General features: G+C 65.0%; 16 protein-coding genes. 8 read left to right on the top strand and 8 right to left on the bottom strand.

The window, feature by feature from the left end; translation table 11 throughout:
• Nucleotides 1-3 precede the first annotated feature (3 nt).
• Together U1738_RS10645 and U1738_RS10640 are read left to right on the top strand one after the other, a co-directional pair.
• Complete coding sequence (locus U1738_RS10645; RefSeq protein ID WP_332789034.1) at nt 4-909, top strand: flagellar motor protein MotB; 906 nt, start codon at nt 4-6, stop codon at nt 907-909.
• A gap of 58 nt (nt 910-967) precedes the next feature.
• On the top strand, nt 968-1,411 hold the full coding sequence (locus U1738_RS10640) for a DUF3429 domain-containing protein (RefSeq protein ID WP_332789033.1): 444 nt from the start codon (nt 968-970) through the stop codon (nt 1,409-1,411).
• Here U1738_RS10640 and U1738_RS10635 read toward each other — a convergent pair whose 3' ends face one another.
• The 3 genes from U1738_RS10635 to murI all read right to left on the bottom strand — a co-directional run bounded on the left by U1738_RS10635 (nt 1,412) and on the right by murI (nt 3,983).
• Nucleotides 1,412-1,855, bottom strand: coding sequence for a DUF695 domain-containing protein (locus tag U1738_RS10635; protein WP_332789032.1), 444 nt, complete (start codon nt 1,853-1,855; stop codon nt 1,412-1,414). It abuts the gene before it with no gap.
• Nucleotides 1,855-3,099: a 5-aminolevulinate synthase gene (hemA, locus tag U1738_RS10630; protein WP_332789031.1), complete on the bottom strand. Its 1,245-nt coding sequence runs from the start codon at nt 3,097-3,099 to the stop codon at nt 1,855-1,857. Before hemA ends, U1738_RS10635 begins: the two co-directional genes overlap by 1 nt.
• A gap of 86 nt (nt 3,100-3,185) precedes the next feature.
• Nucleotides 3,186-3,983: a glutamate racemase gene (gene murI, locus U1738_RS10625; RefSeq protein WP_332789030.1), complete on the bottom strand. Its 798-nt coding sequence runs from the start codon at nt 3,981-3,983 to the stop codon at nt 3,186-3,188.
• Between the two features lie 271 nt (nt 3,984-4,254).
• Between murI and plsY the strand changes: the two genes are divergently transcribed.
• Nucleotides 4,255-4,860 carry a glycerol-3-phosphate 1-O-acyltransferase PlsY gene (gene plsY / locus U1738_RS10620; protein WP_332789029.1) on the top strand — a complete coding sequence of 202 codons (606 nt, stop codon included), beginning with the start codon at nt 4,255-4,257 and terminating at the stop codon, nt 4,858-4,860.
• Nucleotides 4,853-5,950, top strand: coding sequence for a DNA-processing protein DprA (dprA, locus tag U1738_RS10615; protein WP_332789028.1), 1,098 nt, complete (start codon nt 4,853-4,855; stop codon nt 5,948-5,950). The genes plsY and dprA overlap by 8 nt, the downstream gene beginning before the upstream one ends.
• 35 nt (nt 5,951-5,985) lie before the next feature.
• On the opposite strand, the gene U1738_RS10610 is transcribed toward dprA, so the two are convergent.
• Complete coding sequence (locus tag U1738_RS10610; RefSeq protein ID WP_332789027.1) at nt 5,986-6,390, bottom strand: lysozyme inhibitor LprI family protein; 405 nt, start codon at nt 6,388-6,390, stop codon at nt 5,986-5,988.
• Nucleotides 6,391-6,736: 346 nt separating this feature from the next.
• Nucleotides 6,737-7,324: a TMEM175 family protein gene (locus U1738_RS10605; RefSeq protein ID WP_332789026.1), complete on the bottom strand. Its 588-nt coding sequence runs from the start codon at nt 7,322-7,324 to the stop codon at nt 6,737-6,739.
• A 133-nt stretch (nt 7,325-7,457) separates the two neighbouring features.
• Between U1738_RS10605 and topA the strand changes: the two genes are divergently transcribed.
• Nucleotides 7,458-10,064, top strand: a complete 2,607-nt coding sequence (topA, locus tag U1738_RS10600; protein ID WP_332789025.1) for a type I DNA topoisomerase — start codon at nt 7,458-7,460, stop codon at nt 10,062-10,064.
• 133 nt (nt 10,065-10,197) lie between these two features.
• Here the strand turns inward: topA and U1738_RS10595 are convergent, their stop codons facing one another.
• Together U1738_RS10595 and panC are read right to left on the bottom strand one after the other, a co-directional pair.
• Nucleotides 10,198-10,494: an SEL1-like repeat protein gene (locus tag U1738_RS10595; RefSeq protein WP_332789024.1), complete on the bottom strand. Its 297-nt coding sequence runs from the start codon at nt 10,492-10,494 to the stop codon at nt 10,198-10,200.
• 161 nt (nt 10,495-10,655) lie between these two features.
• Nucleotides 10,656-11,510, bottom strand: coding sequence for a pantoate--beta-alanine ligase (panC, locus tag U1738_RS10590; protein WP_332789023.1), 855 nt, complete (start codon nt 11,508-11,510; stop codon nt 10,656-10,658).
• Nucleotides 11,511-11,615: 105 nt separating this feature from the next.
• Between panC and U1738_RS10585 the strand changes: the two genes are divergently transcribed.
• The 3 genes from U1738_RS10585 (at nt 11,616) to pgmG (ending at nt 14,154) form a co-directional block, all read left to right on the top strand.
• A complete protein-coding gene (locus U1738_RS10585) occupies nt 11,616-12,422 on the top strand; it encodes a division plane positioning ATPase MipZ (protein ID WP_332789022.1) in 807 nt (268 codons plus the stop codon).
• The gene (locus U1738_RS10580) at nt 12,422-12,691 is read left to right on the top strand and encodes a J domain-containing protein (RefSeq protein WP_332789021.1); all 270 of its coding nucleotides are present in this window, start codon (nt 12,422-12,424) and stop codon (nt 12,689-12,691) included. Before U1738_RS10585 ends, U1738_RS10580 begins: the two co-directional genes overlap by 1 nt.
• Before the next feature lie 80 nt (nt 12,692-12,771).
• The gene (gene pgmG / locus U1738_RS10575; protein ID WP_332789020.1) at nt 12,772-14,154 is read left to right on the top strand and encodes a phosphoglucomutase/phosphomannomutase PgmG; all 1,383 of its coding nucleotides are present in this window, start codon (nt 12,772-12,774) and stop codon (nt 14,152-14,154) included.
• Between the two features lie 144 nt (nt 14,155-14,298).
• Here the strand turns inward: pgmG and U1738_RS10570 are convergent, their stop codons facing one another.
• Nucleotides 14,299-15,525, bottom strand: coding sequence for a class I SAM-dependent methyltransferase (locus U1738_RS10570; RefSeq protein WP_332789019.1), 1,227 nt, complete (start codon nt 15,523-15,525; stop codon nt 14,299-14,301).
• Nucleotides 15,526-15,557: the final 32 nt, after the last annotated feature.

The raw sequence follows: 15,557 nt of genomic DNA, 5'->3' as shown, positions 1-15,557 counted from the left end.
GCCATGGCGGCGCGCGCTCCCCACGGCAATAACCAGCCCCCGAAGATCATCTACAAGAAGATCTATATCGAAGGGCATGGCGGCCATCATGGTGGCGCCTGGAAGGTCGCATACGCCGATTTCGTCACCGCGATGATGGCGTTCTTCCTGCTGATGTGGCTGCTGGGTGCGACCAACGAGAAGCAGCGCAAGGCGCTGGCGGATTATTTCGCGCCGACGTTGATCGAACTGAAACAGAACAGTGCCGGTTCGAACGGCCTGTTCGGTGGCGCATCGATCATCGACAAAGACAATTATCCGCACAAGGCGGCGCAGACCGGCACGCGTTCGATGACCATTCCGGCGGATTCCACCGGAGGCGTCAGCGTCGGCACCGGGCAGAAGGGCAGCCTGAAGAACAAATCCGGGATGGGGGCCGAGGACCAGAAGAATTTCGAGCGGACCAAGCGCCGCGTCGAAAACGCGATGAAGGTCAATCCGAGCCTCGCCAAGCTCAGCAAACACGTCCGTTTCATGCGCACGCCGGAAGGCATGCGAATCGATCTGCTCGACGATGCCGATTATTCGATGTTCGCGCTCGGCACGACTCAGCTCGATTCCGAAGCATCGGCGCTGATCGGCCTGATCGCCCAGTCGATCCGCGATACCGACAATCCGATCATGATCCGCGGCCATACCGACAGCGTGCCGTTCGGCGACCCGATGGCGATGAACAACTGGATCCTGTCGTCCAGCCGGTCCGAGGCGACGCGCCGCCGGCTGCTAGCGGGCGGCATTCCAGAAAAGCGTTTCGAACGGATCGAAGGCGTGGCGGATCGCGAACCGATCATCACCGCCAACCCGTCAGACCCGCGCAATCGCCGCGTCGCGATCACCCTGCTGTACCGCGCGGGCAAGTTCGGCGACTGATTTTCAGATGGTCGGTCGGATCGGCGCAACTTGTCGACGCAACCGGGGTTGAGGCGACATGACATCTTCCCCGACTTGGCCCCGCTGGCTCGGCCTGGTCGGCCTGCTGCCCCAATTGCTCGCCATGTTCGCCCTGATCGGAGGCAATCCCGAGGCGCGGTTCGTCGCTTTGGCGTGCGCATTCGCCTATGCCGCCTTGATCCTCAGCTTCCTCGGCGGGTTGTGGTGGGGCTTGGCTGCGGCACACGGCCGGGCGCCTGTCTGGGTGTGGATCGCGGCCGTAGCGCCGTCCCTGATCGCATTCTCCAGCGCGTATCCGTGGATGGTCGGCGAGCCATGGCCGGGGCCGTCGCTGAAAGTGTTGGGAATAGTGCTGATCGGGTCGCTCGGCGTGGACTGGAAGTTACAGGCGATGGGCATAGCGCCGCGCTGGTGGTTGGGTTTGCGCACGCCGTTGTCGCTGGGGCTGGGTGGCATCACACTGGCGATCGCCTGGTTGTGATCACCCCTTGGGCTGTACGTCCCTCAGGCCCTGCCATTCGGGATCGTCCACCGCTTCCAGTTCGATCGGATACACCGTCTCACCGGCCAACGCCGTGGTGAAGCGGGCGATGAAATCCTCCGCATCGGCGGTGTAGAAGCGCCACTGCCGCGCGCCGTTGCCGGTGATCGCCGCCGCCTCCGTCGCCCAGTCGCTTCCGGTGGCGGTATCGGCGTCCAGCGCGGCGAACAGCACCTCCTCGAAGCCCTCGATCCGGTCGTACACGGCACGCGATGGCATGCCGCCGGTCGCTTCGCCGTCATAGGCCCAGGTGATCGACACCAGCACCGGACGGCTTTTGCGCTGTTCGATCAGCGGAACGCGGGCCAGTGCGCGGACGATCGTGGCATGGCCGCCCGCTTTGCCCTGCGCGAGCGTCCAATCCTCGGCATTGCGCTTGGGCATCAGGCGGCCTTGCGCAGTTCCAGCCGGCTCCAGATCTCGACCAGCGCGCCCGTCAGCTCGCGCATCATCGCCTCGTCATGCGCCGGGCCGGGCGTGAAGCGCAGCCGTTCGGTGCCGCGCGGCACGGTGGGGTAATTGATCGGTTGCACGTACACGCCATATTCGGCGAGCAGGATATCGCTGATCTTCTTGGCCTTGACCGGATCGCCGACCATCAGCGGCACGATGTGCGTGGTCGAATCCATCACCGGCAGGCCGGCATCCGCGAACAGCCCCTTGAGCATCGCGGCGGCGGCCTGCTGCCCGTCGCGCTCGACGCTGGAGGCCTTCAGGTGCCGCACGCTGGCCAGCGCGCCGGATACCAATACCGGCGACAGCGACGTGGTGAAGATGAAGCCCGGTGCGTAGCTGCGGATCACGTCGATGATCGTCTGGTCGGCGGTGATGTAGCCGCCCATCACGCCGAACGCCTTGCCCAGCGTGCCCTCGATGATCGTCAGCCGATTGGCCACGTCGTCGCGCTCCGAGATGCCGCCGCCGCGCGCGCCGTACATGCCGACGGCGTGAACCTCGTCGAGATAGGTCAGCGCGCTGTATTTGTCGGCCAGATCGCAGATCGCCGCGATCGGCGCGACGTCGCCGTCCATCGAATAGACGCTCTCGAACGCGATCAGCTTGGGCGCGGCCGGATCGACGCTGCTGAGCAATTCCTCGAGATGTTCGACATCGTTGTGGCGGAAGACGTGGCGTTCGCAACCCGAATTGCGGATGCCCGCGATCATCGAGGCGTGGTTGAGTTCGTCCGAGAAGATGATGCAGCCGGGCAGGATCTTGGCCAAAGTTGCCAAAGTTGCCTCGTTCGAGACGTATCCCGACGTGAACAGCAAGGCACCTTCCTTACCGTGCAGATCGGCAAGTTCTGCTTCCAGATCAACATGATAGTGGGTGTTCCCACCGATGTTTCGCGTGCCCCCGGAGCCCGCGCCGACATCGTGCAACGCCTCTTCCATCGCCGCGATGACTGCCGGATGCTGCCCCATCGCGAGATAGTCGTTCGAACACCAGACGGTGATCGGCTTCGGCCCGTTATGCCCGGCGAAGCAACGCGCGTTGGGGAAGGCACCCTTGTTGCGCAGGATATCGATGAAGACACGATACCGCCCCTCCACATGCAGGCGATCGATCGCCTGGGTGAAGATGCGCGAGTAATCGACTCCGCGCCCGGCCTTGAGGTCCGCGTCCATGGCAGCGCCCTAGCGCCGTTTTTCGCGGATTTCCAGCAACATTCCACGATGAGTGTGATCGGAAAGCATGGCCTTTGGTCCGATGTTCAAAGCGCTTCGAGCGTATGGAGCCCGAAATGCGCCAGTGCGGGGGTGAGCGCTTCCGCCTCCGGATCGAGGCGCGTGAACACGGCCACGCCTGCGCCGGAATGCTCCGGCCAGTCCTGCCCCTGCGTCAAATGGGCAACGCGCCGTGCGATCCCTGCGCTGCCATCGATGAAGCGGACGCCGGGCGGCGCGGCGGCGGTGAGTTCTTCGGCGACCAGGGGGAAATGCGTGCAGGCATTGACGATCGTATCGATGTTCGCGCCGCCGGGTTGTCCGAACAGGCCGTGCAGGATCGCCGCATACCGCGCCGGATCGGTTGCGCGGCCATGCAATTTGGCTTCGGCAAGCTGGACCAGTTCGGCCGAGCCGTATCGCAGCACGATGCAGTCGGCGGCGAAGCGCGCGGCGAGATCGTCGACATAAGGCTGGCGCACCGTCGCCTCGGTGCCGAGCACGCCGATCGTGCGCGTGACGCTGATCTCCGCCGCCGGCTTGATCGCGGGCACGGTGCCGACAATCGGCAGGTCGAGCGCGGCGCGCACGTCGGCCAGCGCGATCGTCGATGCGGTGTTGCAGGCGATGACGATCAGGCGCGGGCGATACCGTTCGGCGAGGCGGCCAAGCAAAGCGGGCACGCGCACCGCGATCTCGCGCTCGCTCTTGGTGCCATAAGGGAAGCCCGCCGAGTCGGCGACATAGACGAACGGCGCGTTCGGCAGCAGCGCGCGAGTGGGGCCGAGGACGGACAGGCCGCCGACGCCGGAATCGAAGAACAGGATTGGGCGGGTGTCGGCCATGACCTGCGTTTAGGCGAACGGGGGGCACTGTCGAGGGGGGCGCACTAAACCGCTGCACCCGTCGTCATCCCCACACAACCGCCGTCATCCTGACGAAGGTCAGGATCCATGGTTCCGCACACTCACCGGGTGATTGGTTTGCGGCCCGATGGATCCTGACCTTCGTCAGGATGACGGCGTGTATTGATACGGGTAGCGCGCATCCCCCACGGAAATGTTGGCACAGGCCTCCTCCCCCGCTATAAGCGAACATAAGGGGGCCGCGCGCATCTTGCAGACCGAAATTCTCTGGATCGCGCCGACCTGTGCGCTGCTGCTGGGCTATCTGCTCGGATCGATTCCGTTCGGGGTGATCCTGACGCGACTGGGCGGCGCAGGCGATTTGCGGACGATCGGATCGGGCAATATCGGCGCGACCAACGTGCTGCGCACCGGGCGCAAGGGGCTGGCGGCGGCGACGTTGCTGCTCGATGCGGCCAAGGGCTGGGCGGCGGTGATGCTGTGCGAGCAGCTTTGGCCGGGCACCGGCGTGCTGGCGGCGGCCGCGGCCTTCCTCGGGCATCTGTTCCCGGTGTGGCTGAAGTTCCGTGGCGGCAAGGGCGTGGCGACGTTGATGGGCATCGTGCTGGCGCTGCACCCGGCGAGCGCTTTGGTCTATGCCCTGGTCTGGCTCGGGCTGCTCGCCGCCCTGCGTATCTCCTCGCTGGCGGGCATGGCCGCGGCGGTGAGTGCGCCGGTGAGCGCGGCCTTGTTCGGGCGCTTCGATATCGTCTTCCTGCTGGTCGCGCTCGCGCTGCTCGTGCTGTGGAAGCATCGCGAGAATATCGATCGGCTGCTCAGCGGCACCGAACCCCGGATCGGGCGCAAGGGTGGCTGATTCGGATGCGGTTTCGCGTATCCGCCTGATCCGTACCGCGCAGATCGGCCCCGTCACCTACCGTCAATTGATCGCGCGCTTCGGCGATGCGGGTGCCGCTATCGAGGCGCTGCCCGGTCTGGCGCGGCGCGGCGGCGGGCGGGCACCGGTGGTCGCGCCGGCCGCACTGGCCGAGTGCGAGCTGGTCGCGGTGGCAAAGCTCGGTGCGCGGCATCTGTTCATCGAGGATGCGGACTATCCGGCGTTGCTCGCCGAACTGGACGATGCGCCGCCGGTGCTGACCGTGCGTGGCGATCCGGCGCTGCTCCGACGAACGGCGGTGGCGATGGTCGGCGCGCGCAACGCCTCGGCGGCGGCATGCCGGTTCGCACGGCAATTGGCTTTTCAGTTGGCCGATCAAAGTGTGGCAGTGGTTTCGGGGCTGGCGCGCGGCGTGGATACGGCGGCGCATGTCGGCGCGATCGACCAGCGGGAGTCGGGCGGCGGCACGATCGGCGTGATCGCCGGCGGGATCGAAATCGTCTACCCACCGGAGAACGCCGCGCTGCAGGAACGGATCGCCACCGAAGGCCTGCTGATCGCCGAACAGCCACCCGGCACCGAGCCGCGCGCGCGCCACTTCCCGTATCGTAACCGCATCATCGCCGGGCTGTCGGTGGGGACGGTCGTGGTCGAGGCCGCGCCGAAATCGGGCTCGCTGATCACCGCGCGGCTGGCGGGCGAGGCGGGGCGCGAGGTGATGGCCGTGCCCGGCTCCCCGCTCGATCCGCGCGCGCAGGGTTGCAACGGCCTGATCCGCGACGGCGCGATCCTGGTCCAGTCGGCGGCGGACGTGCTGGAAACGATCCGCCCGATCGACGCGCGCATGGTGCGCTCGCCAGGCAGCCGCTTCGAAGGCCCGCCGCCCGACGATGCGAGCGACCACGAACGGCGCGACCTGCTATCCCTGCTCGGCCCCGTGCCCGTCGCGGTGGACGAACTGATCCGCCAATCCGGCCTTGCCCCGGCGATCGTGCAGACGGTGTTGCTGGAACTGGAACTGGCCGGCCGGCTGGAGCGCCATGCGGCGGGGCGGGTGAGTTTGGGGTGAGCGAGGGGCGATCGTTATCGCCCACAGGCGGACGCTCAGCGGTCAGTGTTGATAAGGGAATCGCGTAATTCAAGCGCGCGTTCTTGAGCCTTTGTAGCGCGGCACGTGCCATCAACAACGTGGCGCATCGGTGCGTCATCCGGGTAAAGCGCCGATTCGAACTCGCACTCTGCGTCGACATAGGCGGCCCAAGCCTTCTGGCTGGATTCCGGCGTCGCGTAAGCAACACGCTTCCGGAGCAGCCGGAGGTAATGCGCGATGTATAATTGCCATGCCTGTTCGGCGGCGTAGGAGCATTGCGACGCGTCGGTCTCACAGAGTTGCTCGCTAGACCCAGCATCCAAGCACATTTGGATGGTGTCTTCCGATTGCCGCAAGCACGTTCTGATCGTCGAAATCGTGCTATCGAAGGGAAGACGCTGGACGTCGTGGTTCGCCAAATATGTTGCCAATTCGCCAGGAGCTAATTCGCTTAACGCCGACCGATTGTTTGTCGATCGCTCGGACATCGGTGGCGTGGCTTGAAGCTCAACGCCGGGAGAACGGACATTTGAATACCGGGAATTAAGTGTTCCCGGGGTTTCCTTCGAAACAGCGGTGCCACATGCGACGGTTCCAATGAGCACAATCCTCGCGCCGAATTTCAGCGCCCTCGCCAAAGGCCTCCGTCGCTGCCGACGCGCTTCAAAACGGTAAGCTACCAACCGGACGTTCCCCCCTTCTCAGACGCCGTTCCAAAGAATTTTGAACGGCTGATGCCCAGCCACATCTCATCTATCCGGCCGATCAAGCTCCCACCTTCCGCCACTCCCGCCGCACCAGCCAGCCGATCACCGGCGATCCGAACGTCAGCACGATCAGCGCCCACAGCGGGCGGACCATGCCGACGGCGAAGGCGAGCGATCCGATGATCAGCGGGATCCAGCTCGATCGGCGCATCATCCGCACGTCCGCCGGATCGGCATCGTCGCGCAGCACCGCCGGATTACGGAGCGCGCCGGCGATGAGCCAGTGGTTCATGATGCCCAGCACCATCAGCCAGCCGGCATACAGGCCCACGCCGACGCGCAGTTCGACATAGTCGCTGAACACCGCGGTCGGGAACGGCATGAACGCCACCGCCATCAGGAACAGCAGGTTGATCCATACCAGCCGTGGGTTGAGTCCCTTGAGCAGACCCATCGTACGGTGATGCCCCACCCAGAAGCGCCCGACGACCATGAAGCTGACGACGAAGCCGATATATTTCGGCAATTGATCGACCAGGGCCTGGGCCAGCGCCGCGTCGGTGCGCAGATGCACTTCCGGCACGCGCACCTCGATCACCAGCAGCGTCATTGCAATCGCGAACACCGCGTCGGAAAAGAACGTCATCCGTTCGAGTTGTTTATGCCCGTGATCCACATTGCCCCCGTATTGATGTCGGCCCTATTGCCCCAGCCCTATTGACGGCCCCTGCGCCGGCTTGCCACCCTCGCGCGTACACGTAAGGACATCGCACACCCCCATGCAGCTCGTCATCGTCGAATCGCCCGCCAAGGCGAAAACCATCGAAAAGTATCTGGGGAGCGATTACCGCGTTCTCGCAAGCTACGGCCATGTCCGCGATCTGCCGCCGAAGGACGGATCGGTTAATCCCGACGACGGATTCGCGATGGAGTGGGAAAACTACGCCGACAAGTCGAAGCAGCTGAAAGCGATCACCGATCTCGCCAAGACCGCCGACCGCCTGATCCTGGCGACCGATCCGGATCGCGAGGGCGAGGCGATTTCTTGGCACGTGCGTGAGGTGCTGCGGGCGCGGAAGGCACTGCCGAAGGAGGTCGAGCGCGTCACCTTCAACGCGATCACCAAGGCGACGGTGACGGCGGCGATGAAGGCCCCGCGCGAGCTGGACGACGATCTGATCGACGCGTACCGCGCACGCCGGGCGCTCGACTATCTGGTCGGCTTCACGCTGTCGCCGGTGTTGTGGCGCAAGCTGCCGGGGGCGAAATCGGCCGGGCGCGTGCAATCGGTCGCGCTGCGGCTGATCGTCTCGCGGGAGCGCGAGATCGAGGCATTCCGGGCGCAGGAATATTGGTCGGTGATCGCCGATCTTGAGCAGGACGGCACGCCATTCCAGGCGCGACTGGTGACCTTCGAGGGCAAGAAGCTCGATCGCTTGTCGATCGGCGAGGAGGGCACGGCGCTGAAGGCCAAGGCTGCGGTCGAGGAAGGGCGCTTCTCGGTCCAGTCGGTCGAGACCAAGCCGGCGACGCGAAACCCGCCGCCGCCGTTCACGACCTCGACGCTGCAGCAGGAGGCGGCGCGCAAGCTCGGCTTCTCGGCCGATCATACGATGCGGATCGCGCAGGGACTCTACGAGGACGGCTCGATCACGTACATGCGTACTGATGGCGTGCAGATGGATTCGAGCGCGATCTCGGCCGCGCGTCTCGCCGTCGCGAATCGGTACGACGCGAGCTACGTGCCGGACAAGCCACGGCAATATACGTCCAAGGCGAAGAACGCGCAGGAAGCGCATGAGGCGATCCGCCCGACCGATTTCGGCAAGGACAAGGTTGGCTCGGGCGATTTCGCGCGGCTCTACGATCTGATCTGGAAGCGCGCGCTGGCGAGCCAAATGGCAAGCGCGCGGATGGAGCGGACGACGGTCGAACTGCTCGACGGTTCGGGCCAGACCGGCCTGCGTGCGACCGGGCAGGTGGTGCTGTTTCCCGGCTATCTCGCGCTGTACGAGGAAGGTTCGGACGATACCGAAGGCGAGGATGCCAAGCGCCTGCCGCGTCTGCGCGAGGGCGATGCGCCGGCCAAAAAGGCGGTGCATGCCGAACAGCATTTCACCCAGCCGCCGCCGCGCTTCTCCGAAGCGAGCCTGGTCAAGCGGATGGAAGAACTCGGCATCGGGCGCCCCTCCACCTATGCCTCGATCATCAAGACCTTAAAGGATCGCGCCTATGTGCGCGTCGAGAAGAACCGGTTCTTCGCCGAGGAATCGGGACGGCTGGTGACGGCGTTCCTGGAGCGTTTCTTCGAACAATATGTCGGGTACGATTTCACCGCCGGGCTGGAGGATCAGCTGGACGAAGTGTCGGGCGGTCGCGCGGAATGGCAGGCGGTGCTGGCGGCGTTCTGGCAGGATTTCAAGCCGCGCACGACCGAGGTGATGGAGCAGAAGCCGTCGGAAGTGACTGCCGCGCTCGACATCTTCCTAGAGCCGTATCTGTTCCCGGCGCAGGCCGATGGCGGCGATGCGCGGCTGTGCCCGAATTGCGGCGAGGGGCGGCTCGCGCTGCGCGGCGGCAAGTTCGGCGCGTTCGTGGCGTGTTCGAATTATCCCGAGTGCAAATATACAAGGCGCTTCGGCCAGGGTGGGGCGGAAGAGGGTGGCGATGCCGGGCCGGAGACGCTCGGCAATGACCCGGAGACGGGCCTGCCGGTCGAGCGCAAGTCCGGGCGGTTCGGGCCGTATATCCAGTTGGGCGAAGGCAAGGAGGCGAAGCGCGCATCGATCCCGAAGGATCTGCCGGGCGAACTCGATCTGGAATGGGCGCTTAAGCTGCTCGGTCTGCCGCGCACGGTGGGCACGCATCCCGAAAGCGGCGAGCCGATCACTGCATCGATCGGGCGCTATGGTCCGTATCTGGCGCATGCGGGCAAATATGCGCGGCTGACTTCGACGCTGGACGTGTTCGAGACCGGTATGAACGCGGCGGTGGTCAAGCTGGCCGAGGCGGCGGCGGGCGGCGGGCGGCCGCAGCGGGGCGCGCAGGCACCGCTGAAGGTGCTGGGCCTGCATCCGCGCACCGAGGCGGAGATCAAGCTGATGGAGGGGCGCTACGGCGCGTACGTCACCGACGGCGAGACCAATGCGACCCTGCCGAAGAGCATCGAGAAGGATGCGCTGACGCTTGAGGAAGCCGCGCAGTTGATCGACGCGCGCGCGGCGGCGGCACCGGCCAAGAAGGGGAAGAAGAAGGCTGCGCCGAAAAAGGCGGCGGCGAAGAAGCCGGCTGGAGACAAGGCACCGGCCAAGAAGGCAGCGGTGAAGAAGGCTCCGGCGAAGAAAGCGCCAGCGAAAAAGGCAGCCGTGAAGGCGGACGCCGCCTGACCACGGGCCGCTCGCCGTGAGGCTGTCGAAGGGTGCCGTCCCGCATGTGGGCGGTTACCCGGAGGCGCGTGGACTTCGACAGGCTTAGCCCGAACGGATGTCGGGAGGCGGGTCGAAGCTGGTAAGGGTTGGTTTACGCCGCGTGGCGTTGCGTCATCTGGAGCCAGGCGCGGGCCGCCGTCTGGGCGGTGGCGATTTCGCGCGCGGTCATGTCCTCGGCGATTTCGGCGCGGCAGGCCTTGGCGTCCTCGCTACCGCCGACGGCGGCCAGGTTGAACCATTTGTGCGCTTCGATCAGGTCGATATCCACACCGCCGCTGCCGCTCGAATAGGCCATGCCGAGATCGTAATAGGCGTCCACATCGCCACGCGCCGCGCAAGCCAACCGACTGTCTATGAGGAACTGCGCACTCTTCAGGCTGCTGCCCATGCCTTTAACCCCCGTTAACCAAAATCCATGCGACGACCATGCAGGGCCGACGTCAAGAAATGGTTAACGACGATTGGGAAGGGTCGAAAAAATGCAAAACCGATTCGGTTCTTTGGGGTAAAAGAACAAACAGAATATGAACGAACCGGCGGAAATCGGCGCTATTCGATCGGGGAAATCGCCAGATTGTCAATCAACCGCGTCGTGCCGATCTTCGCGGCGGCGAGCAGGCGGCGTTCGCGCGTGGCTTCCGGCGTGCCCAGAGTCTCGGCATCGACCAGCTCGACATAATCGATCGTGAAGCCCGCCGCGATCAGCGCCTCGCGCGCCGCGTTCAGCGCGTCTTCGGTATCGTCGCCCTTGGCGATCGCCTTTGCCGCCACACCCAATGCGCGCGGCAGAGCGACGGCGCGGGCGCGTTCACTTTCGTCGAGATAGATGTTGCGGGAGGACAGCGCCAGGCCGTCATCCTCGCGCTGCGTTGGCACGCCGACGATCTCGATTCCCATGTCGAGATCAGCGACCATGCGGCGGATGACGGCGAGTTGCTGGAAATCCTTCTCGCCGAACAGAGCGACGTCCGGGCGGACCTGGTTGAACAATTTGCTCACCACCGTCGCCACGCCATCGAAATGCCCCGGCCGCGCCGCACCGTCCAGACCTTCGCTGACCCCGGCGACCGAGACGTTGGTGGCGAACCCGGCCGGGTACATCAGCTCGACCGGCGGCATCCAGAGCAGGTCGCAGCCCGCCTCGGTCAGCATGCGCGTGTCGGCCTTCTCCTTGCGGGGATAGCGTGACAGATCTTCGTTCGCGCCGAATTGCTTGGGGTTCACGAAGATCGACGCCACCACGCGCGTGCCGGGGCGCTTGGCCGCCTCGATCAGCGCGATGTGCCCGGCGTGCAACGCGCCCATCGTCGGCACCAGGGCGATCCGGTTGCCGCTCCCACCCCCAACCTCGCGCAGCGCGGCGATCCCGTCACGGAGCAGTTCGAGGGTACGGATGGTTTGCACGTGCGCGGGGCCTTCGATAAGGGTTCGGGGACAAGGGTGGCCGGGCCTTCTATGGGGGGCCTATCGACCTAGCAACCAAGCAGGCACCGGGGGCAAGTTTTCGAAGTGACGACGGTTGCGCAAAAGCCACACATCATCGTCTTCGCCAACGAAAAGGGCGGGACGGGCAAATCGACCACGGCGGTGCATGTCGCGATCGCGCTGCAGACGCGCGGCGCGCGGGTGGCGGCATTCGATCTCGATCATCGCCAGCGCACCACGGGGCGTTATCTCGACCTGCGCGCGGAGACGCAGCGGCGATCGGGCAAGGATCTCGCAATCCCGCGTCACGCGACGCATGACGGCGAGAGTCTGGCGCGCTTCACCGAGACGTTCGATGCGCTGTCCGAGGGCAGCGATTTCCTGGTGATCGACACGCCGGGCCGCGACGACCGCTTCGCCCGGATGGCGGCGCAGCGTGCTGACACGTTGGTGACGCCGATGAACGACAGTTTCGTCGATTTCGATCTGATCGGTCAGGTCGATCCCGATACGTACAAGGTGACGCGGCCGAGCTTCTATGCCGAACTGATCTGGGATGCGCGCAAGGCCCGCGCCAAGGCGGACGGATCGACGATCGACTGGGTCGTGCTGCGCAACCGCGTCCAGCATATCGAGGCGCGCAACATGCGGCGCGTGTCGGAGGCGTTGGACCAGCTGGCCAAGCGCGTGGGGTTCCGGATCATTCCGGGTCTGGGCGAGCGCGTGATCTATCGCGAACTGTTTCCCAAGGGGCTGACGATGCTCGACGCGCGCGATTTCGGCGAGATGGGCCTCAGCCATGTCGCCGCGCGGCAGGAATTGCGCGAGATGATGGCCGCGCTGGCGCTGCCGGAGATCACGAACACCGCGAACATGCCGCTCTTCGCCTGATGTCGAAGCTGCTTCTCGTCGGGTTGATTCTGTTTGCTGGCTGGCTGCTGCTGCGCAAGCCCGTGCGCCGGCCGCCCCCGAAAGTCATCCGCCCGACCTATGCCGAGGCCGAGGCGCGATCGCTTCTGGGCGTGGGCGAAGCGGCCGATGCGGAGGCGATCCGCAGTGCGCACCGCCGGCTGATGAGCGCGGTGCATCCCGATCGCGGCGGATCGGCCGATCTCGCCAGCCGGCTCAACGCCGCGCGCGACCTGTTGTTGAAGCGTTAGAATGTTGCCGCATAAGAGTTGAACTTATTCACGCCGCGCGCTTTTCAGCGTGTCGAGCCTGTCTTTCCCGAGGAGCCCCGATGACGCACCGTTTCGACCCCACGTCCCTGCGCGAATACGATATCCGCGGTATCGTCGGCAAAACCCTGGGCACGGCGGACGCCAATGCGATCGGTCGCGGTTTCGCCACGCGCGTGCGCCGCGTCGGCGGCACGCGCGTCGCGGTCGGCTATGACGGGCGGATCTCCTCGCCGGAGCTGGAAGCGGCGCTGATCGCCGGGCTGACGGCGGGCGGCGTGGACGTGGTGCGCACCGGCATGGGGCCGACGCCGCAGCTATATTATGCCGAGGCGATCCTTGAGGTCGATGGCGGCATTCAGATAACCGGCAGCCATAATCCCGGCAATTACAATGGCTTCAAGATGGTGCTGCAGCACAAGCCGTTCTTCGGTGCCGACATTCAGGATCTGGCCAAGCTGGCCGAGGCGGGCGATTGGGAAGAGGGCGAAGGCACCGTCAGCGAGGTCGATATCGTCGACGATTATGTCGGGCGGCTGATGGCCGGTTATGCCGGTGGCGCGTACCGGATCGGCTGGGATGCCGGCAACGGAGCCAGCGGCCCGGTGATCGAGAAGCTCACCAAGCTGCTGCCGGGTGAGCATCATCTGCTGTTCACCGATGTGGACGGCAATTTTCCGAACCATCACCCCGATCCCACCGAAGAGAAGAATCTCACCGATCTGAAGGCGCTTGTCGCCGAGAAGAAGCTCGATTTCGGACTGGCTTTCGACGGCGACGGCGACCGGATCGGCGCGATCGACGGCGAGGGCCGCGTGATCTGGGGCGATCAGCTGCTGTCCATTCTGGCCGTGCCGGTGTTGAAGGAACTGCCTGGCGCCACGATCATCGCCGACGTGAAGGCGAGCCAGATGCTCTACGACCGGATCGCCGAACTGGGCGGCACGCCGCTAATGTGGAAGACCGGCCACAGCCTGATCAAGACCAAGATGAAGGAAACCGATTCGCCGCTCGCCGGCGAGATGAGCGGCCACATCTTCTTCGCGCACGAATATTACGGCTTCGACGATGCGCAATATGCCGCCGTCCGCCTGATCCGCGCGGTCCACATGATCGGCAAGTCGATGACCGAAATCCGTGGCGAGATGCCGGCTTTGGTCAACACGCCAGAAATGCGTTTCCAGGTCGATGAAAGCCGCAAGTTCGCGGTGGTGGACGAAGTGCTCGACCGGCTCGAGGCCGAGGGTGCCGATGTCGATCGCACCGATGGCGCGCGCGTGAACACGCCGGACGGCTGGTGGCTGCTGCGCGCGTCGAACACGCAGGACGTGCTGGTCGCGCGGGCCGAGGCCAAGGATCAGGCCGCGCTCGACCGGCTGTTGGCGATGATCGACGCGCAACTGGCGGCAAGCGGGCTGGAGCGCGGGCCGCAAGCGGGGCACTGAGTCCGGGATGCGTTTGAATAAACCCCGTCCGTCCTGAGCCTGTCGAAGGACTGTACTTCTTCGTGCCTCAATATGTGACGCACCAAGAAAAGGCAGTGCTTCGACAGGCTCAGCACGGACGGGGCTGGGGTGGATGCCGGCGATCTATCCCCTCAGCCGGCGCTCTTCCTCGAACATGTAATCGCGCGTGATCGGCACGGCGAGCCGGCTGCGCGTCAACTGCACCTGATAGTTGCATAGCCCGCCATAGCGGAAGGCCTGGCTCGCGCCCGCCAGATAGAAGGTCCACATGCGGTAGAAGCGTTCGTCGTACAAAGCGACGATCTGGTCCTTCGCGGCCACCGCGCGATCGTACCAGGCGTCGGTGGTGTAGGCGTAATGCAGCCGCAGCACCTCGATATCGGTCGGGAACATGCGCATCCCCTCATAACCGCGGACGATTTCCGACAGCGCCGGGCTGTAGCCGCCGGGAAAGATGTATTTCGCGGTGAAATCGTCCGTGACGCCCGGCGCGCCCATCCGGCCGATCGTGTGAAGCAGCATCACGCCATCTTCGGTGAGCAGTTCGCGGCATTTGCGAAAGAAGGCGCGGTAATGCGCCGGGCCGACATGTTCGAACATGCCGACAGAAACGATACGATCGAACTGTCCCGTCACGTGGCGGTAGTCGATCAATTCGAATTTGACCTTATCGGCCACGCCCGCTTCCTCCGCACGACGCCTGGCGACCTTCAGCTGTTCCTCGGACAGGGTGATGCCCAGCACCTCGACGCCGGTCTTGACATACAGATACAGCGCCATCCCGCCCCAGCCGCAGCCGATGTCGAGCACCTTCATGCCCGGTTTCAATGCCAGCTTGGCCGCGATGTGCGCCTTCTTGTCGGCCTGCGCCTGTTCGAGGCTGTTGGCGGGATCGGTATAATAAGCGCAGCTATATTGCCGGTCTGCATCCAGGAAGAGATCGTAGAGCCGATCGCTGAGATCGTAGTGATGCGCCACGTTGCGCTTCGATTTGCGCGCCATGTTGATGCGGTTGAGCCGGTGCGTGACGGCGGCGACCGCGCGGCGGGCGGGAGAAGGCTTCAGGCCACGCCCGCCCGCTTCCCACGGACCATTGCCGGCCAGCAGGTTGACGAGATCGCGGATATCGCCGTGTTCGATCACGAGCCGGCCGTCCATGAAGGCCTCGGCCGCGCCCAGCCCCGGATTGCGCACGATGAAATTCGCCGCGCCCGTATCGGTGAAGCGCATCGTAACGTCGTTGAAGGCGGCGTCCGGCGTGCCGAAGTGCGAAGTCTTGCCGTCGGCGTGGTGGACGGTGAGTTGCCCGCGCTTCACGCGGCGCGAGAGGAACAGATCGATCAGGGCCATGACCTGCTTTCGTAACGACCCCGGCCCTCAAA

This window comes from Parasphingomonas caseinilytica, from assembly GCF_036663755.1.
GTDB lineage: Bacteria > Pseudomonadota > Alphaproteobacteria > Sphingomonadales > Sphingomonadaceae > Sphingomonas.
Note: the sequence above shows the minus strand (reverse complement) of the source record. Positions and strands in the feature narration are given on the sequence as shown.